This is a genomic window from Ruficoccus sp. ZRK36 (assembly GCF_019603315.1).
Classification (GTDB): domain Bacteria; phylum Verrucomicrobiota; class Verrucomicrobiia; order Opitutales; family Cerasicoccaceae; genus Ruficoccus.
Genome location: NZ_CP080649.1, coordinates 951554 through 973460 on the forward strand (window position 1 = coordinate 951554; position 21907 = coordinate 973460).

General features: G+C 63.3%; 15 protein-coding genes and 1 tRNA gene. 4 read left to right on the forward strand and 12 right to left on the reverse strand.

From position 1 onward, the window contains the following. Positions 1 to 14: 14 nt before the first annotated feature. From K0V07_RS04200 to K0V07_RS04240, 9 genes are all read right to left on the reverse strand, one after another. The gene (locus tag K0V07_RS04200; protein ID WP_220623288.1) at positions 15 to 2912 is read right to left on the reverse strand and encodes a tetratricopeptide repeat protein; all 2898 of its coding nucleotides are present in this window, start codon (positions 2910 to 2912) and stop codon (positions 15 to 17) included. Between the two features lie 53 nt (positions 2913 to 2965). Further along, positions 2966 to 4006: a DUF4159 domain-containing protein gene (locus K0V07_RS04205; RefSeq protein WP_220623289.1), complete on the reverse strand. Its 1041-nt coding sequence runs from the start codon at positions 4004 to 4006 to the stop codon at positions 2966 to 2968. After that, positions 4003 to 5556 carry a HEAT repeat domain-containing protein gene (locus K0V07_RS04210; protein WP_220623290.1) on the reverse strand — a complete coding sequence of 518 codons (1554 nt, stop codon included), beginning with the start codon at positions 5554 to 5556 and terminating at the stop codon, positions 4003 to 4005. The genes K0V07_RS04205 and K0V07_RS04210 overlap by 4 nt, the downstream gene beginning before the upstream one ends. Beyond that, complete coding sequence (locus K0V07_RS04215) at positions 5556 to 7733, reverse strand: vWA domain-containing protein (protein WP_220623291.1); 2178 nt, start codon at positions 7731 to 7733, stop codon at positions 5556 to 5558. The genes K0V07_RS04210 and K0V07_RS04215 overlap by 1 nt, the downstream gene beginning before the upstream one ends. Further along, positions 7733 to 10873 carry a DUF4175 domain-containing protein gene (locus K0V07_RS04220; RefSeq protein WP_220623292.1) on the reverse strand — a complete coding sequence of 1047 codons (3141 nt, stop codon included), beginning with the start codon at positions 10871 to 10873 and terminating at the stop codon, positions 7733 to 7735. Before K0V07_RS04220 ends, K0V07_RS04215 begins: the two co-directional genes overlap by 1 nt. After that, on the reverse strand, positions 10866 to 12827 hold the full coding sequence (locus K0V07_RS04225; protein WP_220623293.1) for a vWA domain-containing protein: 1962 nt from the start codon (positions 12825 to 12827) through the stop codon (positions 10866 to 10868). The genes K0V07_RS04220 and K0V07_RS04225 overlap by 8 nt, the downstream gene beginning before the upstream one ends. Before the next feature lie 4 nt (positions 12828 to 12831). Further along, on the reverse strand, positions 12832 to 13734 hold the full coding sequence (locus tag K0V07_RS04230; protein WP_220623294.1) for a DUF58 domain-containing protein: 903 nt from the start codon (positions 13732 to 13734) through the stop codon (positions 12832 to 12834). A 16-nt stretch (positions 13735 to 13750) separates the two neighbouring features. Continuing rightward, the gene (locus K0V07_RS04235; RefSeq protein ID WP_220623295.1) at positions 13751 to 14755 is read right to left on the reverse strand and encodes a MoxR family ATPase; all 1005 of its coding nucleotides are present in this window, start codon (positions 14753 to 14755) and stop codon (positions 13751 to 13753) included. Positions 14756 to 15021: 266 nt separating this feature from the next. Continuing rightward, complete coding sequence (locus K0V07_RS04240; protein WP_220623296.1) at positions 15022 to 15345, reverse strand: hypothetical protein; 324 nt, start codon at positions 15343 to 15345, stop codon at positions 15022 to 15024. Between the two features lie 210 nt (positions 15346 to 15555). Here K0V07_RS04240 and K0V07_RS04245 point away from each other — a divergent pair, with 210 nt between their 5' ends. Continuing rightward, positions 15556 to 16533, forward strand: a complete 978-nt coding sequence (locus K0V07_RS04245) for a D-2-hydroxyacid dehydrogenase (RefSeq protein ID WP_220623297.1) — start codon at positions 15556 to 15558, stop codon at positions 16531 to 16533. Positions 16534 to 16604: 71 nt separating this feature from the next. Here K0V07_RS04245 and K0V07_RS04250 read toward each other — a convergent pair whose 3' ends face one another. Continuing rightward, positions 16605 to 18494 (reverse strand): FAD-dependent oxidoreductase, encoded by a 1890-nt coding sequence (locus K0V07_RS04250; protein WP_220623298.1) that lies wholly within the window; start codon positions 18492 to 18494, stop codon positions 16605 to 16607. A gap of 92 nt (positions 18495 to 18586) precedes the next feature. Here K0V07_RS04250 and K0V07_RS04255 point away from each other — a divergent pair, with 92 nt between their 5' ends. Further along, positions 18587 to 19471 (forward strand): AraC family transcriptional regulator, encoded by an 885-nt coding sequence (locus K0V07_RS04255; RefSeq protein ID WP_220623299.1) that lies wholly within the window; start codon positions 18587 to 18589, stop codon positions 19469 to 19471. A gap of 41 nt (positions 19472 to 19512) precedes the next feature. On the opposite strand, the gene K0V07_RS04260 is transcribed toward K0V07_RS04255, so the two are convergent. After that, on the reverse strand, positions 19513 to 20073 hold the full coding sequence (locus K0V07_RS04260; RefSeq protein ID WP_220623300.1) for an NUDIX hydrolase: 561 nt from the start codon (positions 20071 to 20073) through the stop codon (positions 19513 to 19515). Continuing rightward, positions 20066 to 20728: a LysM domain-containing protein gene (locus K0V07_RS04265; protein WP_220623301.1), complete on the reverse strand. Its 663-nt coding sequence runs from the start codon at positions 20726 to 20728 to the stop codon at positions 20066 to 20068. The genes K0V07_RS04260 and K0V07_RS04265 overlap by 8 nt, the downstream gene beginning before the upstream one ends. A gap of 159 nt (positions 20729 to 20887) precedes the next feature. Here K0V07_RS04265 and K0V07_RS04270 point away from each other — a divergent pair. Continuing rightward, positions 20888 to 20965, forward strand: a tRNA-Pro gene (locus K0V07_RS04270). Positions 20966 to 21160: 195 nt separating this feature from the next. Then, a complete protein-coding gene (locus K0V07_RS04275; protein WP_220623302.1) occupies positions 21161 to 21646 on the forward strand; it encodes a hypothetical protein in 486 nt (161 codons plus the stop codon). Positions 21647 to 21907 lie beyond the last annotated feature (261 nt).

Below are 21907 nucleotides of genomic sequence, written 5' to 3' on the forward strand. Positions count from 1 at the left end.
GAGGTGGAAGAGCTTCATGGTGTTACCTCCACTGCGCTGGATGAGTCGGTGGTGTTTGGGGCCAGCTTGGTCCGCAAGTCGTCGAGCAGGGCTTGGGCGGGGGAGTGCTCGGGGGTGTCTTCCAGTCGAGGGTCGAGCATCATCTCTTCGAGCGTGCGTCGGGAGGCTTTCAAGTCGCCGAGTTGATAAAATATATTGGCGCTATGCCAATAGGCGCGCGCGATCAGACCAGGCCACGCACGGTAAACGGTGTAGACGCGCTGGTCGCAGGCGATGGCTTCTTCGAGGTTGCCACGCGCCTCGGCGCAGGCGGCGATCATAAGTAATGCCTCGGCCTTATCCCGGCCCCGCATGAGCGGTGACTGTAGCGATTTTTTCAATACGTTTTCGGCTGCGTTTGTCTCGTTGTCCGAAATCAGTATATCGGCGTGTAGGAGCGCTGCCTGCGGGGCGTTATTGTCATAAGGCGTTTCCGCCTCGAAGCGTTTGAGCCACTTGATGGCTTGCTCGTTGTCGCCCTGGTCCGCTGTCAGCTTCGCCATGCCGTAGAAGGCTGATCCGCTACGGGGGCTACGCGGGAAGTGCTCAAGCTGGTAGGTGAAGTACTCGGTGGCGGAGGGGAGCCTCTCCTTGGCGAGCAGGCTTCCCAGCGCGGAGAGTCCATCAGCGTCGAGGCGCTCCAGAGGGACCTGTCCCATGGTTTCGTAGAGCACGGCGTCTGCCCGATCATCACGCTTGTCGCGGCGATAGATGCGCGCCAGGTAAAGCGCGTAGCGTGAGGCCCGCGTGAGCTCACCGCGCTTCAGGGCGTTTTCGCGCTGAGCCTCCAGCCAGTGGGTGTATGACTCGGCGCGTAGCAGGCCAGCGGAGGCGGTGTTGTTTTCCTCCAGCTTCAAGTCGTCTTGTCGGGCTCGTGTATAGAGTGATTCCAGTGCTTGTAGTAACAGGCTCGTATCCCCGGCTTGCGTGTCGTTTCCGGTGCGCGCAAGGGCATCCATGAACTGCGGGAACCCCGCCGCCGGATCGCCTTGTTGCGCGTGAGCCCACCCGACCCAGTATAACGCCTCGGCCAGACGTGGGCGGGGGCTGTCTGGCGTGTCGTTGGCATAGGCTTCGAAGTGCGCAATGAGTTTGTCGTAATTTTCCAATACGCGGTAAATTTTGCCTGTCTGGAAAACGGCGTATGGGTAAAGCGTTCCAGCCTCTGGGCCGACCTGGGTGAACTGATCCGCTGCGGAATCGAGTTCGCCGAGCCCCATGAGGGTGTCTCCCAGCAGGACTCGAGCCTGCGCTGTGTATGGGCTGCTGGGGTATTTTAGAAGATGATTTTTAAGGGCTTCTTTTGCTCCTGCGTAGTCTCGCATCGAGTACAGGGTGGCGGCGCGGCGGTAGGCGGTCTCGCCCTCCAGCTCCGTGCCAAGCGTGTCCGGGGTGAGTGCGTCAAAGGCGGCGAGAGCGTCCGGGTAGTTGTATTCAAAAAAGTATGACAGCCCGATCCAGAGCCGGGCGCGCAGCACCAACTCGTCGTCAGGGAAATTATCAATGAGAGCGCTGAAGGTGTCGCGAGCAGCGACGTAGTCCTGGTTCAGGGCGAGCGCATAGCCGAGGCGAAATCTCCACCGTGGCTGTCGGGGATCGTCCGGGTAGGTGTCTATAAGCCAGTATAGGTCATCGATAGCCTCTGTGTATTTGCCCTGCCGTAGCTGGGTTTCAACTATGAGGTAGTATATGGTCGTCAATCGGGGGCCGACTGGGTGGGCGCCGATAAAGCGGTGCGCTCGGATGAGGGCGAGATTCCAGTCTTCGCGTGCCATGGCGCAAAGGATCCAGCGATAGTGGGCTTGCTCCCGAAGTGCCTGCGGCAGTGCTTCGTCTGTTGCTACAGCTCCGAATAGCAGCCCCGCCTCACGGCTCCGCCCTGCTCGGAGGAAGGCGTCCCCGAGTTTGAGCTGCCAGGCTGGAGTGTAGTTATCCATGGATACGAGGTCGTCGAGCTCGGCTTCCACCTTATCGATGATTCCGGAAAAATACTCCTCCCAGAAGGCTGCGGTCTGGATGCCCTCCGGGTTACGGCGTGTGCGCTCGGTGCGGATGCGCTCCAACTGTGCGAGGCGCTCGCGCTGAAGCTCGATTAATTGCTGATACGGGGGGACGTTGCGGTAGGCGAGGATGGCCTCCGTGTATTTGCCCTCACGGGCGAGTGCATCGCCTGCCCGCAGGCTGGCAAAGGCGAGCATGGCCAGCTCGGGCATGGTGGTGACGGCCCACGGCTCGCTTAGGAGAATCTCGCTTGCGCGGGTGTCCTCGCCGTTCGCCTGGGCGGCCTGGACGGCACGCAGCCGGGCCTGGGCCCGCAGGGTGGGCGGGACGCGTGGATCGGCGGCAAAGGCGAGCAGGCTGGTGATGCCCGCTTCGATTTCGCCCTGGGAAAAGTCCAGTTCGGCCTCGCGCAGGACGCTGATCAGGGCCTCGGGGCGCTCAGGGAAACGCTCGCGGTAGGCGCGGTAGGCCTCGGAGGCGCGGGCGTTTTCACCGAGTGCCTGGCAGGCCTGCGCGAGCCCGAAAAGCACATACGCGGCCTGCGTGTCGTCCTCGGGATAGCGTTCGAGAAAAGTTTCGTAGAGTTCGGCAGCGCGGGCATGGTCCCCGTTGATGCGGCAGGCATGGGCCCAGACCGGGAGCAGTTGCTGCTCGATTTTCTGATAGGCGGGCTCGCTCGCGTAGTTTTTTTCCAGATACGCAAAGCCCTCGGCGGCGCGTGCGTAGTCAGCCTCCTCAAAGGCGGTGACGGCTTCCTGCAGCGTGGCTTGCAGCCCCTGTTCACGCGCAATCAACTCGGCCTGCAGCCCGGCTGGAATGATGGCAAGCAGTAGGCAGAGGGCACAGAGAAGGACTGTGCGCGAGCGTAACACAACCCGTGTATTCTCAGCAGCGTCGGCTCAGGCGGCAAGCGGGAAAGCACCCGCTACTGCGTATAGGCGTAGACGAAGATGTTGACGCCCAGCTGGGTGTAGAAGCCGTGGGCGTAGTCGCTGATCTCCTGTGTATAGTAGTAGCGAAACAGCCGCCAGCTGCCGTCCGGTTCGCTCACCCAGGCGGGCATGGCCTCCTCTTGGGTAAATATCTGGTCCTTGCGGCCGTCTTCACGGGTCACCTCAAAGCTCGTGCCCGTGTAGGCCGCATCGGCCAGGCGCTCGTCGATGCCCTCGGCCCCTTCGCGGATGCGGAAGCCGATGAAGGTCGTCCACTGCCCGAAGTCATTCTTCCCCCATCCCATGGCCAGGATCGGCATCGCCAGCACGGCCAGGCGGCCGTTGACGGTCAGCCCCATGGCGGCATAGGTGCCCTGCGGCCACTTTTCGTTGACGACGAAGTCGCGCACAGTGTCGGGCAGGATGGTGGCGTCGGGCAGGCCGGAGTAAAATGCCCGGAAAAGCGGGTGCGAGCGGGGCAGGGGCAGGAAGGCCTTGTCCGGGTAGATCGAGGAGAAAGCCTCCTGCAGCTCCGGGGTGACGCTCCACTCTGCGAAGCTGTGAAACTGGCCGTACTGGGTGCTGTCGCGTAGAAACGAGGGCGTGATGCCCGCGTCGATATAGATGAAGCCGCCCCGGTCGAGGTACGCGTTGATGGCTTCTTTCTCGCTCTCGGAGAGCGTCCAGTCCGCCCGGTCGGCGTAGTTTACATAGATGAAGGGGTGCTCGAAAATGCGGGGGTCGTCAAAGGTCTGGATGACGAGCGGGTCCGGGTCGAGGGTGAGCGTGGTTTTGTCGTTGATCTCCTCCAGCAGGCTGGTGAGCCCTCCGGGATAGTTACGGCGCAGGGTATCGCCCTGGATGAGCTGGATGACCTGCACCGGGTCCGGCGGAGTCAGCTCCGTGGGTTGGGGCGCAGGGGGTGTCGACTCGGGCTCTGCGAGAGTGGTCGGCTGTGCCGACACATTCAGAGCGGCTGCGAGCATGATGCAGCCGGAGATGAGCCAGTGGCGGATGTTGTGCGGCGTTTTCACAGGCGCTCCTGACGTTGGAAGATAGTGGGGTCCTCCAGGTAGAGGCGGATGAGTGGAGCCAGCGGCGTGTCCGGCTCGCTCTGCAGGAGCTGGCGGAGGGCCTCGGTACCGCCGGGCATCTGGGTGCGCATGATCAGCTCAGCGGCGCTGCGCTGGATCATGAGGTCTTCGTCATTGAGCGAGGCGAGGAGGATGTCCTGCCAGCCGGGCAGCTGCCGCCGGGCGATCTCGCGCAGACTCTGCTGGCGGATGGCGGTCTGGTCATCCAGTAATAGGTCGAGTAAAAGCTCCGTGGCAATGTCGTCCGGCATGGTTACGCTCATCGTGGCGAGGCTCTGGCGTACCTCTGGGTGGCGGCTGGTGAGCATAGCCTCCCGTAGCTCCGGTGGCATATTGCCATGGCGGCGCTCGTAGTACTTGAGGACGACGGTGCGTACCTGCTCAGAGGGATCGGCGATAAAGATCAGCACCTGCTCGGGCCGTTGCTGGGCGTAGCCCATGTCGAAGAACAGGTCGACGGCTTCGCGGCGCAGGAGCGGGTCATCCAGGCCGGTGAGTGCCTCGATGTGGCCGGGGACTTCACCTGAGTGCATACGCATCATCTGGAGAAAACGCTGCGCTTGCTCCTGCTTGAGGCGGTCCTCATTCAGCCGCGCATAGAGCTTCTCAAATGTGGCGTCCGTGCCGAGCGCGCGGAAGCGCGCGAGCATGGCCTCGGCGGCGATCTCGTCGTCTTCGTCTTCGCTTAGCATGCGCAGCAGCTCAAGCTGGGCGGTGCTGGGTCTGGGGGGCAGCTCGCGGGAGAGGCGGAGGCGCTCGGCGCGATTGCCGTTTTCTATCCAGCGCTGAGCCTCGCGGGTAAAGGCGTCCGGCTCAGCAAAGCGTGCGGCGAGGCCGACGGCTTCGAGGCGCACCTGTGGGTCTTCGTCGCCCATCAGCGCGATAAAGGTCTCTCCCGGTACCGGCAGGTTGAGATAGAAATGGTTGGTCAACATGTTGCGCCGGACGATGACATCCTCATCCAGATAGGCCTCGACCAGGGTCTGACGAACATCGTCGGGGATCACAACACGGACGCCCGGCCTCAGGGCCTCTGTGGCGGCGCGGATAGCCATCATCGGCTGAATGGCGGTGGAGGCCGAGCGGCGCAGCTCGACATCTTCGTCCCCGACCAGGCGCAGCACCGGTACGATTGCTTCGGCGGGGGCGGCCCGGTTCCACTCCATGACGGAGACCATGGCAGCCCGGCGCACACGTGTGCTCGGGTCCTCCAGCGCTTTGATCACCGCCTCGCGTGCCTGAGCGCTGTCGTATTTCCCCAGCAGCATGACGGCTCCGGCGCGGTACTCGCTGTTGTCGGATTTGAGGTCCTCCAGCGCGCGCTCGATGGTGGCTTTTTCCTCGGGGCTGAGCCGCGGCTCGGGCATGAGGCTGGGGGGAAACAGATTGCGGGGGATGCCGGATGGCCGGTTCTGGGCGGACAGCGGGAGGGCTGCCGCGGCCAGGGCGACCGTGGAGAGAAGGACTTTGATGGAGGAGGTCAAAGGCATCAGTTCAGGCCTGTCCTGCGGCGTAGTATCCACTCGATACCGACGGTGAGGACGAGGATCAAGGTAAAGGTAAGATTGCGGGTCCAGTAGAGGCGCGTCTCAAGCATCGGGGTATCTGCCCTTAGCGGCACGGTGTCCAGGCTGTCCACCTCCCGCCAGGAAACATACTCCCCACCGGTGACACGGGCCAGGTCGCGCAGTTCCCGCTCACGGAAGGCCAGGTCGGCGTTTTCACGGCCGAGGTGCGCCCCGGCGAACCACGCTTCCTGGCGCAGTTCTTCGCCATCCGGGAAGCTCACCCGATACTCGACATGGGCCTCACCGGGAGTGTCGAGTTGGCTTGTGCCCTGATAGCGTCCGGGCAGGCTGGGGTCGGGTACGAGGTTAACAGGCGGCCCCGGTTCGCCACTGGCGGGTGTCATCACGGCGCTCACGCGGGCGTTTTCGGCGGGCAGGAAGTCCGGTCCGCGCACGTCCACATCGAGGGCGAGCGGCTCGTCCACGGGGACGATGCGGCCCTGCAGGGGCATTTCCAGCCGTGGCTTACCGCCGCTGCCGAGCCAGCCCAGCAGGTAGCGCCAGAACAGCTCATGCTGGCGCAGGCCGTGCTCACTGCTGAGCCGCCAGCGCCAGGTCGAGGAGGTGCCGAGGTAGGCCACCCGCCCGGCCCCGTAAGCGTGGAGCGTGAGCAAGGGCTGGTCTAGCTGGGCAGTCGATAGAACCGTGCGTGCCCCGCGCGAAAGCTCGCGGCCGACATAGGCGGTGCGACCACCGGGCAGGAAAAGCGGGGGCGGGCGAAACAGAGTGCCACCGGCCAGCGCGTCAAAGAGCGGCTCCGGGCTGAGCTTGAGCGGGGCCTGTGCCGGACGGATCAGCGTCTCGGTTTCACGGACAGGCAGCAGGTAGCGCAGCTCGGCGGGGAGATTATCCGGCGGGCCAAAGAAAACGACACCTCCGCCGCGTCGGGTGAGGAAATCGAGCAAGGCCTGCCGCTCATCGGCGTTCATTTCGCTAACGACGGCGGTCTCGACGATCAGCACGCTGTGGTCGACCAGTCTGTTTTTGATCCAGGCATAGCCCAGGTTCTCCTCGTCGGGTGCGTCTTCAAAGCCCAGCGCGGCGAAGCGCTCGGCGTTGAGCCGGATGAGCGCGTGCAGCTCCCAGTCGGGGTCCTGCCGGAGGGCTTCGCGCAGAAAGCGGTAGGTGTCGTTGAGGTGCGTGCTCAGGTAGAGGGCCTTCATCACGCGCGGCTCGGCGACCTCGGTCGCGGCAAAGGCGAGGTCGTCACTCTGGTTGCGGTCACCGGGAATGGTTTCCACGATGCGCGCCCGGTAGCTGTGGAAGCCTGAGCGCTCGGGACGGGCTGTGGCCTCGATGCGTACAGTGGCGCCGGGCTGCAGCGTCACGTCCTGGCGGGTGAGCACGGTGTCGCCGTCAGCGATTTCGACGGTGGTGGAGACGGATTGGCTAAAGGTACTGGTCAGGGCGGCTTCCAGCTCCAGCGGCTCGCCGACGAGCGGCTCGGCGGTGCGGACAGTCAGCTCGACAGCTGCGTTTCCGCCCTCGGAGGCGTCCCCGACTCCAACCACACTGATGGGGATACCAGCCTCGCGGTAGGCGCGGGCGGCGTCCATCAGTGGCTCGCCACGCAGGGAGATGCCGTCGCTCAGGAGAACGGCAGCCGACAGCGGTCCCTGGCCGCTGTTGTGGTTCAGGGTCTCGCGCAGGCTATCCCCGATCGCGGTTTGGCCACCCTCCAGAGAAAGGCCGGAGGTTGGCAGGGGGCTGAGGCGTTCGCTGAAGGCATAGGTGTCGAGCTGTCCGGCTTGGGCATCAAGGCGTGCGCGGAGGTTATCCGGGGTGGCTTCGTCGACCTGGCTGGCGGTGAACTCGATCCGCGCGGTGCCGTCGAGATCGCGCGTATGCATGGAGCCGGAGGCGTCGGCCAGCACTGCGATACGCAGGCCAGCCGGGTCCGGATCCTGCCGGGTGAGGTAGGGGTTCAGTGCCAGCAGGCAAATCATCAGCACGGCCAGCAGGCGCAGGACGAGGCTCGCCCACCACAGACCGCGTGGCATGTCGCCACCCTGCCGGCGGGCCAGCCGCAGGAGGGCGGCGGTCAGCAGCACGGCAGCCACTGCAATGGCCACGGGTGGGATGGGTGTCTCGAAGGGCATCAGGGTTCTTCGGCGAGGTTTTTAAAGTATTCTTCGACCAGTGTGCGGTACTTGTCCGGTGGCGGTGCGGACTGGCGCTTGTAGTTGACGCGTTCCTCGACCAACTGCTGGCGCAGGTACTGCTGGAGAATCGTTTCGGCCTGATTAAGCATGCCCATCGCCTCAGTCGTGTCACCCGAGGCACCATCCCCGCCCTGAGGGGCGGACATGCGAGCACCCAGCTCGTTCAGCTCGTTATTTTTCAGGTTCTTTGCTGCCTGTTGCAGGTTTTTTCCAAGTTGGTTGAGGCTGTTGTTGCCATCCTGACCGGATTCGCCTTCCTCGCCCGGAGATTCCCCCTGCTGGCCGGGAGACTGATTCTTCTGTTGGGAGAGGCGTCTCTGCTCCTGCTCGACCTGATTGATGAGCTTTTCGAGGCTGGCGGCCGACATGGACGGGATCTGGTCGCGGGCCTTGGCGAGGTTTTCGGCGAGCGCATCAAGCCCCTCTGCCGCCTCACCCTGGAGCTGCCCGGCCTTGCCGTAGCGGCCATAGAGCAGGGCGTTGGCAGAGCGCTGCATGGCGGCTCCGGTGCGGGCCTTACCGGCTTCACGGCTGGCGCGGGCGAGTTGCTCACCGGCACCGGGAAAAGCTTCGCCCATCTGCACGGCCTGGCGCTCGATCTCGGCCATGAGCTGCTGGAACTCGTCATTAAGGCCGAGCTGCTGCTCACGCAGCGCGCCTTTAGACTCACCCTCACCTCCGGCTGTCTCGGCCTCTCCGCTGGCTTCGGCGGCTCCGGCCTGCTGTCCGGCCAGCCCCTGAGCTTGCGAGACAAGCTCGTTCATGGCTCCGGCAGCTGCCTGACGGATGCGCTCGTCGAGAAGGGCGGCGGCATTGAGAAGGGACTCTCCGGCGCGGGCTCCGGCCTTGGAGGCCTGGCCTGCCTCACCCCCGCTGATCGCACTGGATGCGCTCTGCATGGTGCGCCCGGCCTCAGCGATTTCGCGGCGGATGTCGCCCATCCCGGCTTCACCCTGGAGGGAGGCTGAGGCGTCACGGGCTGCCTGACGCAGCGCCTCCTGAGCTTGAGAAAGTTGCTGGCGTTCGCTCTCGCCGGGGCTGAAGCGCTCGGCCCGCTCATAACGCTCGTTCTGGGCTGCCTGATCCTCAGCGAGGCTGTTGAGCTTCGCCATCAGCTCGCGCATCTGCTGCATGCCCATCGCATCTTCGCTCTGGCTTTGGCCTTCTTTGTCACCCTGGGACTGCCCGCTCTGCTCGGAGGGCTGCCCCTGGCCACCCCCGGCGGAGGGCGGGAGCGTAGCCTGCAGAAAGCTTTCCAGCTGGATAAGATTGCTCAGCGCTTCTTCTTGAAGGGGGATCGCGGACGCGGGCCGGTCGGCGTTGATTTCTTCCTCGGCTTCGCCCAGGCGCTGGAGGGCGTTATTCACCATGAGGAAAAACTCGCCCCCCTCGACCTGCATAAGCAGTTGGCCGATATCCGCGAGCAGGGTACGCGCCTCGGTTTGGACCTTGTTCAAGTCCGCCCCGAGCTCCTGACGGGCCTGACGGCGGACGTCGCCGGTGAGCGGCTCGATCCGGTAGGTCTGGCGGATGACGCGCTTGAGCTCCACGATGAGCGCGCGCAGATCGATTTCCTTTTTCTTGGCTTCGTCGCCTTCGCCCCCCTGGCTGTCGGACTCGGGCTGAGGCCGGTCAAGGTCCTTGACCACCTCGACGAAGTACAGCTCGGAGCGGGCGACGTTGGGCTTGGGCTCGCGGTTATCGGCTACGGTGAAGTAGTACGAAACGACGTCACCATGCTCGACGCTGAGCCGGGGGATGTCCAGCTGCGTGAGAAAGTTGCGCTCCAGCAGTGGCTCGGAGCCGGGCCGGGCAGTGAAGACCTCGATCGGGCGTCGGGGCAGACCCGATACCGAGACGTGCAGCTCGACCTTTGAGAGCCCGAAGTCATCCGCCCCGTACAGCTCAAGCGGGAGGATGGTGTCGGGTTGGGCATTGGTATCGTGGCCGGGATCGACGACATCGGCCACGGGTGGCTCGTCCGGCGTGACGTCGATCTTGTAGGACTCGGTCACGGCTTTGCGGTTCTCGGCGTTGGTCAGGGTGATCTGGTACTCGGCGTCCCTGTCTGCCGTAAAGGTCGTTGTCCCGAAAAAGGGCGTTTCTTCCTCGCCCACGCGGAGCGTTGTCCGGACGTTGGGGGTGGTTTTGACGATCAGGGTGATCTGCGTGCCCTCGATGGGGAAGAGGTCCAGCAGCTTGGAAAACTCTTGGGCTTCGTGGCGGGTATAGGCGGGTGGCTCAAGTGTGAGTTGGACTGCCTCGATCCTGGGAGCGTCGTAAACGGTGACGCTGTACTCGGGCGAGTGCAGCGATGAGGTCTCAACGCGGTAGGTTGTGTCCTCCTGCAGATCGAAGAGGGTAAACTGCCCCACGCGCTGCCCATCCAGCATCATCGGGTAGCGCACTTCGCGTCCGTCCTCGCGCAGAATGATCTGGGGGTCGCGCTCCCAGCGGTTGATGGTGGCGGTGACGGTGAGATCCGATCCGCGCGGAGCCTCGGCATCACCGGGCTCGACGATCAACCCCGTGGCCTCGCCCGTCAGCCGGTCACGCTGGTAGTATGAGGCCTTACTGTAGAGGCTGCTCTGCTGGGTAGCCTGAAAGAGCATAAACGCGCCCACCACGATTAAGATCGCGGCTACCGGGTGGAGCCAGCGCGGCAGTGTGGCTGTGCGGAAGACGATCTTCTCGGTATCGCGCTCGACTTGCCGGATGAGGGCCTGCTCCAGCGGGTTAAAGGGCTCGCCGCGTTCCAGCACCTCGACCGCGGTGGTGAGGTTTTCGCGCAGGGCAGGGTGGCGCCGCTCCACCAGCCGGGCCAGCATAGCCAGCGTCGGACGCCGAGCCAGAATGACGAGAATCCCCCCGACAAAGCCGATGCCCGCCAGCAGCATGAGCACGTTAAAATACAGCCAGGCGCTATGCTCCTGCCATGGGCTTGCGTAGACATCCAGCCCCGACCCGGCGAGAATCGCGAGGCTGAACAGCCCCAGCAGGCTGAACACATACAGCACGAGGAACAGCACGAACAGCAGCTTTCGCTGGTGCTGCAGATGGCGGTAAAACTCAGGCATGGGCAGCCTTTCGTCGAGATGGAGCACTCAGGAGCATCTCTGCCAGCAGGCAGGCCAGAGCCCCCGCTGCCAGCCAGGGCCACAGCGCAAGCGCAGCCGGTGCCTCCGCAGAGGAGGTTGCAGACTTTCGCTCAATAGCTTCACGGCCGAGCTGTGCCCGGATGTCGCTGAGCATGGCCGCCTGCGCCAGTGACTCGGAGCGGTCGATGTTTGTTTGGATAATGTAGGGACCCAGCTCAATGACGCCGGGCTCGGCGCTGACCTCGGGAGCGATTGCGCCCGGAGGCAGCGGGAAATCAGCGGGCAGCGGCTCATCCACCGTCAGGCGGATGACCGTATCGTCGGCTTTAGTCGCCTGGGAGAGGGCTTCCCGTAGCACGGGCAGGAAGGCATTCCGCAGCGGCAGGTCGCTCCAGCGGGGGTCGAGACCCAGCGCGCTGATCAGCAGCTCGCCCTTACCGAGCGTCTCGCGTACCAGCAGGGGGTCGCCGTCTTCGGTGGCGAGCAGGACGCTCGTTTTGGCTCCGGGGCGGAGTTTTACGTACTGGTAGATCTCGGTCAGGTACAGGTCGCGGGCGGACTTTCCGGTAAAGACATCGGCCAGTGGGCTGCCCGGCTCCAGGGTGGCGATGCGGAAAGGCTCGCTACGGTCGCGGTTGCGCCCCGGCATGCCCAGAAACGCCGTCTCGGTCAGCTCGCCTTCCCGTAGCTGGCGAAACAGCCGGGAAGCGTTCTGCCCCGGGGTGATCAGGGCGACCCCTCCGTTGGCGACGTAGTCACGGAGTTTTTCCAGCTGTACGGCGTCCAGCTCGGCGGCGGTGCCGGGCAGGTAGAGCACATCAATCGCCTCCGCGACTGCCCCGAAGTCAAAATCCGGCGCCACGCCATTCAGGACGAAGGCCGGGGGCATGTCTGCGCTGGTGGCAGTGAGCGCCTTTTGCACGAAGGCCACCTCCTCGAGCTTGTCGAGCCCCTGCGCGCCGGGAAGCAGGGCGACAACCTGTGCCGGAGCTGGCGTGCCCAGCCAGACGGAAAAGCTGTTATCCCCCGCGTAGGCATCGTCAGGAAGGTTGATAGTGCCCTGCGGGTCTTCGGCTTGATCAATAAGAAAAGCCACCGTCTGGGTCTGGCCGGGGCCAAAAGTCAGGGTCTGTTCCTCGACTTGATCGTCGCTTTGTAACTGGACGGTGACGTTTTGCGCCTTTTCGGAATCATTGCGCACACGGGCCAGCACGCGGAGGCGTCCGCCTGTGGCGGGGTAGGCCCGCGCGTCGAGGACGGCGGCGTTGGGGCGGGTGAAGTCGCCCACCTTGATCGTCTCGACCTCCACGACTTCACCGGCTGCAGGCCAGGCCGAGCTTTGCCAGGTGGTTTCTTGAAAGTCGCTGATGATAACCAGCTTGCGGAGGCCATCTGGGCCGAGCTCGTTCAAGGCGGCTTCGATGGCCGGGGCGGGATTTCCCATGCGCTGACCCGGTGGGATGTCGGCCACAATCTGCTCCAGGGTGCGGGCGGGAGAGCCGACGGGGACGGTGGCGAGTACCTCGGTATCAAACAGAATTAGTCCGGTCGGGTTTCCCTGCTCGGCGATTTCACGCACAGCATTCTCGGCTTCTTCCCAGGCACCCCAGCCGCTCATGCTGGCTGAGGCGTCCAGAACGATCACGGTGCGGGTTTGGCCGGTTGTCGAGGCGAGCGGTGCGTCCTCTGGCGGCGTCCACAGTGGTCCGGCCAGTGCCAGGGCTGCCAGCGCGATGAAAAGCAACCTGAGCAGGAGCAGGAGCAGGTCGCGCAGGTGGCGACGCTTGTCTCGGGGCAGCTGCGAGGCCCCGATATAGCGGACAGAGGGAAAGCGCAGGGGGCGGGCACGGGCGCGATTGACCAAATGCGCAAGCAGCGGCAGGGCCAGAGCAGCCAGGCCGGCGAGCAGGAGGGGCTGGGCGAAGCTCAACATGCGCTTAGCGGATGGCCTCCCGGTGGTGCAGGTAGCGGGCGAGCGCGTACCCGAGGGATTCGTGGGTGGTCAGGCTGAGTAAATCCACCTGCGAGCGGTTAAAACCCGTGGTGAGCGCCTCTCTAAAGTCACTCATTTGTGACTTATAGGTCTCGCGGGTAGACTCGGCCCAGGAAATCACTTCACGCCCGGATTCGCTGTCCTTAAACCGGGCCACACCCTCCATCGGGAGGTCCAGCTCATCGGGGTCGAGCACCTGGACGGCCAGCGTGTCGCAGTGGCGCAGGCGGAAGTGCTTCAGGAGCTCAGGCAGGAGTGACTCGCCCTCCAGCATGTCGGATAAAAAGATCACGACGCTGCGCTGACGGAGTTGATTACCAAAAAGTTGCAGCATGGCCTCATGGTTGGCCGAGCCCTCGGGCTGGAGGCGGGTAAGGGCCTGCAGGACGCGCTCAAGCTGGCCAGCCCGGTGGCCGCAGGGGATGGCTTCACGCAGGGTGTCGTTGTAGGCGAAGAGCCCGACGTTGTCGCCCTGCCTTGTGGCGAGGTAGGCGAGGCAGGCGGCCGTGATGCACGCGTACCGGAACTTCGTACAGGCCGCGCGTGAGCCCTGATAATCCAGGGAGGCGGAGGCATCCAGCACGAGCTGGACGTTCATGTTTGTCTCCTCCTGGTACACTTTTGTGTAGAGGCGGTCCGAGCGGGCCAGGAGCTTCCAGTCGAGGTACTTGAGGTCCGCGCCCGGCGTATAGTCGCGGTACTGCAGGAACTCCGTCCCGAAGCCGTGGAAAAGACTCCGATGCATGCCCGAGAGAAAGCCCTCCACGGCGGAGCGGGCCATCAGGGCGTAGTTCCCCAACTGAGCCAGATGGGCGGGGTCGAGCAGGTCGTGAACGCTGGGCGGCATGGCAGGGGCCGCTTACTCAGTCCTTGAGCGTGGCGAGGATGTCTTCGATCAGCCGGTCGGAGGTGACTCCTTCGGCCTCGGCGTGGAAATTCGGGATGATGCGGTGGCGCAGGACGGGGGCGGCCAGCGCCCGGATGTCCTCGATCGATACCGCATAGCGGCCATCGAGCAGTGCGCGGGCCTTACCGGCGAGCACCAGGGCCTGCGAGGCGCGCGAACCAGCCCCCCACTTGATTTTCTCGCGGGCGATAGGCAAACAGTCGGGGTGGCTGGGTCGGGTGGCGGCGCTCAGGCGCACGGCGAAGCGTACGACTTCCTCGGCCACCGGGACCGAGCGGACGAGCTTCTGCAGCTCCATGATCTCCTCTGCGGTGAAGACCGGCTGTGGCCCCTCTGCGCGTGGGGCGGTAGTGGCGGCGACCATGGCCACTTCTTTCTCCAGCGGGAGGTAGTCGACCTTGATGTTGAGGAGAAAACGGTCCAGCTGAGCCTCAGGGAGCGGGTACGTGCCCTCCAGCTCGATCGGATTCTGTGTGGCGAGGACGAAAAAGGGTGGCTGGAGCTTGTGAGTTTGTCCCGCAGCGGTGACTTGCCGCTCCTCCATCGCCTCCAGCAGCGCGGCCTGGGTTTTGGGAGGGGTACGGTTGATTTCGTCCGCCAGCAGCATATTTGCGAAGACCGGGCCCGGCACGAAGCGGAAGTTACGGCGGCCGGTGGCGGGGTCTTCCTCCACCACTTCGGTGCCAAAGATGTCCGCCGGCATCAGGTCGGGGGTGAACTGGATGCGCTTGAAGCTCAGCGTAAAGGTGTCAGCGATACTGCGGACCAGCAGGGTCTTACCCAGGCCGGGGACGCCGGTGAGCAGGGCGTGGCCGGAGCACAGCAGGCTGATCACGATCTGCTCGATCGCTTCCTCCTGCCCGATGATGGTGCGGTTGAGTTCTTCAAACAGGCGCTGGCGGGCGTCCTTGACGCGGGCGACGATTTCTTCGCCGCTGGCGGGCTGGGTGGTATCGGGCATGACGTAAATAATACTGGCGGAAGCGCGGTGTGCGTTTCCGGGCTAAATAAGTCTGTGAGAGCGAAAAGTGCACAATTGTTCCCTTTCGCCTAAAAGGCAAGGACGTTGCCGGGTGTTGAGGTGCCACGGCCGCTGTTCCTTGCGCTATCGGGGCGAGACGGGAGGTGTGCGCGGACCCGCTATCACTGTATAAAAAAACAACCGCCCGGGGGAAACCCGGGCGGCTGCAATATGCATACCTGTATAGGTTTATTCGCTACCGGAAATCATGCCTGTAACTCCATGATTTCCGAAAAAATTGACATCGTGAGCATTTCCTCCGCGTACTCGTTGAAGTCCTTGCCAGCGGTGGGCTCTGAGCTGGAGAGCAGGGCGAGCACGATGGCTGCGCGGCGCTGGAGTCTTTCCTGTACGTAGGTCTCGGGAAAGTTGGGGAGGTGGATCAGGCTGAGGGCGTCTTTGATGACGTCACCGGCAAGCGCAGAAAGCTCGCGGTGGAGTTCCGGGTTTGTTTCCCCGACAGGCCACGCGGCCGGCAGACTCTTGGTTTCAGGGGTCCTGGTCCGCTCTGCGATTGCTGTGTTGTTCATGATGTGTGAGAGAAGTTATGCGCCTATCATCGCACGAATTGGCCAAACCGCCCATCAGGTGAATCCTGTATTTTTGTTTTTTGACGGAAAAATCACGCCATTTGCGGTCACCCGAATCGCTTTTAGTCTGCTGCCCGACCTTGCCAATGATGCCTCGTCTGTGCAGGATAAAGGTACCGAGGCCGTTTAGCCTGAGCTATATATACTATCATGAAACCGAAAGTCGTTATACTGGATGCGGGGACACTGGATTTCTCCGGGGAAGAGCCTTGGGCGCCCCTGGCAGAGCTGGCGGACGTGACTCGCCACGACCATACCGAGCACGCGCAGGAGGCGATCGTTGAGCGCTGCGCCGAGGCGGATGTCGTTATCACCAACAAGGTGCCCTTTGATGCGGCCACGCTGGAGGCGCTGCCGCAGCTCAAGCTCATCACCCTGCTGGCTACCGGGTATAACAATATCGATACCGCGGCGGCGCGGGAGCGGGGGATCACGGTGTGTAATGTCCCCGGCTACGGAAACGAATCGGTCGCCCAACATACACTGGCGCTGATTCTAGAACTGTGTAACCGGGTGGGCGACCATGCCATGAGCGTCCGCGATGGCGGTTGGGTGCGGAGCCTCCATATTTGCTACTGGCTGCAGGCCCCGCGCGAGTTGGCGGAGCTGACGGTGGGCCTCGTCGGACTCGGAGAGATCGGGCGCGCCGTGGCCGAGCGGCTCTTGCCCTATGGCTGCCGCCTGCTGGCCTTCACCCCCAGCAAGCGTCGTGGCCTCGATCACCCGCGATTTGCGTGGGCCGGGTCGATGGAGGAGCTCTTTGAGCAGTCCGACATCGTTTCCCTGCACTGCCCGCAGACCCCGACCAACGCCGGATTTGTCAACGCCGACCTGTTGGCCCGCATGAAGCCCGGCTCCTACCTGATCAATACCGCCCGTGGGACGCTCGTCAACGAGGCGGACCTGGCCAAGGCTCTCCAGGACGGGCCGCTCGCTGCGGCTGCCCTTGATGTAATCGCCAAGGAGCCTATGCAGGCCGGTCACCCGCTGCAAAATCTGCCCAATGTCTACATGACGCCTCATCTCGCCTGGGCGAGCGAACCGGCCCGTCTGCGGTTACTCACAGTCACCGCGGATAACCTGCGCGCTTTCCTCGCCGGTAAGCCCCAAAATGTAGTCAACGCCTAGCCTCGGGCGGGATTTGTGCCCTGTGAATAAGTTGTGAGCGGTTGGGGATAAGTACCGGCTGCCGAGCAGTCTCACGCTCCGATCAGCGAGCGGCCCCGGTTCTTGCGTTCCAGGCCGTGCTCTGGCTCTTGGAGGTCTTCGGGGTCGAGTGCGGCGACGACATCCGTCCAGCTTTTTCCGGCAGCGGGCTCGGTGCTGAGCGGCAGCGGCTCGCCGTGTGCCTCGAAGCTGAAGACGCGCACAGGCTTATCGTCTCCCCAAGTACTTTTGCCGGTGAAGCGCAGGGCGGTGACTTCGCGGTCCACGGGCAGCACGATGAGGCGTCGCCGATTATCCGTGACCTGATGAATCGTTTCCCACTGGCCGCTGGCAGTCCGGGCCTCGATCTGGAAGTCCCGCACGAGCTGCTTCGGCAGTGCCGTGTGGCGCTCCTGGTGCGGGTAGAGCACCGGCATGCGTTTCTTGTCATTGAGGTCGCTGTCGAAGAGCAGCCGCACGCACGCGGCGCGGCGCGGGTTTTTAAAGGAAAGCGTGAGCGCGGTGCCGGGTGCGGCCTCCCAGGCATGGTCTTCGCCGTCGATGGGGCGCTCGTGCCCGTCGAGCAGGGCAGCGGCGGTGTCATCGTCATAGCTGGCGGCCTCCATCAGCGCGGGCAGCGGCTTGGTGAGGCCGGGCAGCCAGCAGTCGTCCTCCATCAGCATGCGCTGCAGCTCCTGCAGGACGGAGCCGGTGATCTGCGCAGGGCGGATCGAGTCGCGGGTGCACAGGGCGGCGGCAGTACCGACGGCCTGCCCCATGAGCGAGCACGTCGCCATGACGCGGGTGGAGGACATGGCGCAGTGCGTGGCCGAGATATTACGCCCGGCGCAGAAGAGGTTCTTTACGTTCCGCGAATACAGGCTGCGCAGCGGGATGCCGTACGGGGAGGGCGCACGGTGGAAGATCGTGGCCTCGCCGGGGTAGTAGAGCCCGGCGGGGTGGTGGTCGTCCATGCTCCAGCCGCCGTAGGCGACGATGTCCTCAAAGGCCCCGCCCCCCTCGATGTCGTTCTGGGTTAAAACATGCTCACCGAGATAGCGGCGGTTCTCGCGCTTACCGGGGAGTGCGCCCATCCAGCGCAGGCGCCAGTTGACCAGCTTCTCAGCCTGGGGGCCACGATTCTTCATGTAGTCCCATACGCCCCAGGCGGCTTTGTAGAGTTCGTCCCGGATCGTTTCTGAGTCGGAGATGGTATTGCTCAGCCCGCCCAGCTCCAGCCACCAGAAGTTTTCCCCGAGACCGGAGCCGACCCGGGCGGGCAAGTTCGAGTCTTTGCCGAAGTGGTAGGCCCACTGCGGCGGGGCAAAGCTCTGGGCGTACGGGGTCTGCTCAAGCTGGAGCAACACGGTGTTGCCCATGGTCTTGAGGTCGGATTTGCGCGGGGCAATCGACTCGCCGTACTCCTCCCGGCTCTCGCGACCCTCACGGGTTTCCGCGCCAGAGAGAGGGGCCAGGATCGAGTCCCCGGAGCTGTCCAGAAAGGTGCGGGCCTCGACGCGGTGGCGGGTCTGTGTCGTAAGCTGCCAACCCTCGATAGACACGAGCTGCCCGTCCTCGACCTCGGCGTCGCGGCAGGTGCAGTTTAAAAGCGTGGTCAGGCCGGGCGTCATCTTTGCGTACTCGAAGAGGACCGAATCCCACATCGCGTACATGCCCTGCGGGTTGCGGGCCTGATTCAGCAGTTGGATCTCCTCCAGCAGGCCGGTTTCTTTCTTATGGGGGCCGTGCGCGCCGCAGATCCACATGCGGACCTCCGAGGAGGCGTTACCGCCGAGGACGGGCCGGTCGTGCATGAGAACGACCGAGCAGCCACGCCGTGCCGCAGAGACAGCCGCAATCAGGCCGGCCATGCCGCCGCCGACTACGCAGAAGTCAACACTGTGGGTTTGCAGAGGGAAAGGGGAGGGAGTCGAGCTTGCCATGATGTTTCCAGTCTCGCCCAGATGGCCTCACGTCTCAATGCGGTAGCGAATCAGGAATTGCACATTTTATATAAAATATTCACCATCTAACTATGCTTCGTGAAGCATCCAGGAGTACGCTGCCCAACTTTCGCCTGAGCCAGTGGGTCACGCTGCGCCTGCAATTGCTGTGGGTCTATGAGAAGGCCATGGTGAAAGAGGCGACCTCGACCTCGCAGAGCGAGTACGGCTTTCAGAGCGCGCTGCTAGTCCACAAGGGCTGGGCCTTGGCTGGTGAGTCCGAGTCCGGAGCCCGCCGTGCAGGACCGGGCCAGTGGCTGTTTCTAAGGCAGGGCAAGCGCTGGCAGCGCTTCAGTGCGGACTGTGAGCTCCTCTCCATCGGCTACCGTTTCCAGTATCCCACGGGGGAGGCTGTCTACGACGAGGGGCTGCCGCTGGTGGTGGATGCGGCAGACTGCCTACAGCTTGAGCGTGAAGCCCGAAAAGTCCTGCGCACGGTCAAGCGGCACATCGGTCTGGGCTTTTATCTGGGGGAGCGCGTGGTAGACATGCGCGCCTACCTGCTCACCCAGAATGCATTCCGTCTCTTTCTCGTCGAGCTGGCGGAGGTCTATGCCGCAGAGGGGCTCTCCCGGCGTGATCTGCGCGAACCCAGCCAGTATGTGTTGCGCGCGTTGGACCTGATTCAGGGGGTGCCATCGGGGCGGTCGGTGAAGAGTGCAGATATCGCCCATGCCGCCGGGCTCAGCCAGACGCATCTGGACCGGCTGATGGTGCAGGATACCGGACACACCGTGCACCAGCAGATCGAGTTGAGACGGCTGCAGCTGGCGCAGGACGCCCTTCAGGCCGGAGCGGTGCCGCTCAAGACCATTGCCTACGATCTGGGGTTTTGCTCACCCTCTCACTTTCACAGCTGGTTCCGTAAGCGGCAGGGGGTCACTCCCGCCCAGTTCCGCCGTCGAAACGTGTGGTGATTTCTCTCAAGCCCGCTGCGTAGCGAAAAAACGGATACGCTCTAGAGCTTACCGGCCAGATGGCTTTCCAGGAAAAAGATGGAATTGATCGCTAGGGCGTGTGTGATGCCGCCCTTACGGGCCATCTGCATGGCCTCCTCTACGGTAAAGAGCCGGACCTCCAGCTCTTCATGCGGATCAAGGTCTTGGCCGCTTTGCAGGGTGCAGCCCTCTGCCAGGACGAAATGCGTGTGGTTTCCCTGTAGCGCGGGATTGGGGTAGCACTGGGCCAGCAGGCGTGCCTGCTCACAGTGATAGCCGGTCTCCTCAGAGAGCTCACGCAGGGCGGCGGTGACGGGGTCTTCGCCGTTATCGATGATACCGCCGGGGACCTCCCAGGACAACTCCTGCGTGCCAAAGCGGTACTGCCGCACGAGGATGATCTGCCCGTCGGTGGTCAACGGGATGCACTGCACCCAGTCGTTGCACTGGATGATGAAGAAGTCGCCGTTACGGCCGTCAACGGGGTGGCTGTAGTGACGCTTGTACACGTCATACACCTTGCACTGCGCGTGCAGGGTTTCCTCACCCGGGACCCAGTGGCTGGGGGCCTGCTTACTCATCGGCGGGGAGCGGGACCTTGATCTTTTGGCCGATGCGCAGGCGGCGCGGGTCAGCCTCGGGGTTGGACTCCAGCACCTTTTGTAAAGGCACGCCGTACTGCTGGGAGATGCTGGCAAAGGTCTCGCCGGAGGCGATCACGTGCGTGCGGAAGCCCGGTTCGGCGTCTTCACCGCTGGCGGTGTTCTGCGCCGAGGTGGATGCCCCGCTGCTCGTGCTCGCGGTAGCGGCAGGGCGGCTGGCGGCGGGGCGACTCTGCCCGCTGTTGAGCGCTTCAACGACTTTGCGTAGTGCCTCGGCATTATCCGAAATCTGGCGTCGGGTACTCAGGATCTCCTGGCCCACCTGGTTCAGGGCACTCTGCGTCTGCCCGGCGATGGAGCGGACCTGCTTCTCCAGCGCGTCAAAGTCGTGCTGGAGCTTATCGTTCTTCGCGCTCAGCTCCGTGATGCGCTTTTCCAGCGTCGCCACCTGGCTGCCGCTCTCGCTGAGCTTTGCGCTAAACTCCTCCTCTTTGCCACCTGTCAGCGCAAAGTACAGGGCGAGACCCCCGAGGGCCACGCCGATGAGCGCCAGGGCAATGGGAACAAAGATAGGCGTACCGCCGTCGCGGTTATCGTCCGTGGCCCCCAGTAACGAGTCGGATGCATCGTCCATGGCGCGAGATTAGAGGCTTCGCCGTCCGTGGGGCAAGCCGCATTCTTGCCTCCGGGCAGGTTTCCGCCCCGTGTGCTGAAGTGCCCGGTCGCCGCCACGAGGCCCCAAGTAAGCATTGACTTTGCCCCCCGCTGGCAGGATGTTTGCCGTTTCTTGTGTCGGGGCGTAGCGCAGCCTGGCTAGCGCATCTGCTTTGGGAGCAGAGGGTCGCAGGTTCGAATCCTGTCGCCCCGACCATTTATATTCAACACTTTACGTTGTGTTGGAGCGACTTATGGAATTTAGGCCACCGGGGCCGAGTCTCATCCAGTCTCAATAAATTTCGCCCAGTCTCGAAAAACCCCCTATTTTTGGGCAACTTTTTGGGCAACTATTTTTGAGCTTTTCAGACCTGTTTCGGACGGATAGTCCTCATGGTAGTAATCCTGCCCGATGAGCGCCGCCCCGAAGTACGATCCCAACAACGAGATTTTTGTCCGACGTGAGGACTTTGACCGTGTCTTTTTGAAGGCCATCCCCAAGGCGACGTTCCACCGCTGGGTCAATGAAGGTAAGATCAAGAAGGCCCGGGATCTGGAGGGCTGGTACCTGCTGAACAAAACGCTCGTACACCAAGGGATGGAGCCAGTGGACGTCGAGGAGTTCCGGCAGGAGCGGCAGGAGGTGCCCCAGGGCCTAAAGAATAGCCAGTTACTTTACATCGCCGTCCTGCAATCCGACGCCGCCTTCGCGACCCTGTCCCCACCGCGTTTTAAGCTGCCCGGCACACTGACCCCGGAAGAGGTCGGCAAAATCCAAATCCTGAAGGCCGAGCACCTCAAGCTCATGGATCTCTACACGGAACGGTCCGAGCGCATCATCTACCGACATGGTTTCCTGGATGCCCTAGATGCGGCAGCTTTCGTTGATGGAGAATAAGTGGTCGGGAGCTGGTAGGGGAGAGAGGAAGTAACCCTGTATTCGCTATCATGAAACGACATATCATCGGGCACATAACAGCCCTCTGCGCCGACTTTTTTGACCTCGTTGGCGTAAATCACGCCGAAAACAAAAACGAACGTGCACCTGGAGTGCCCTGAAATCCGGGGGGGGGAAGCTTTTGGGGTCAAATTCTAGTGGGATTAGATAGTGTGTGTATTTCTTAAATAGCTTATTGATAAGAGTTTAGGTGGTTTTTTC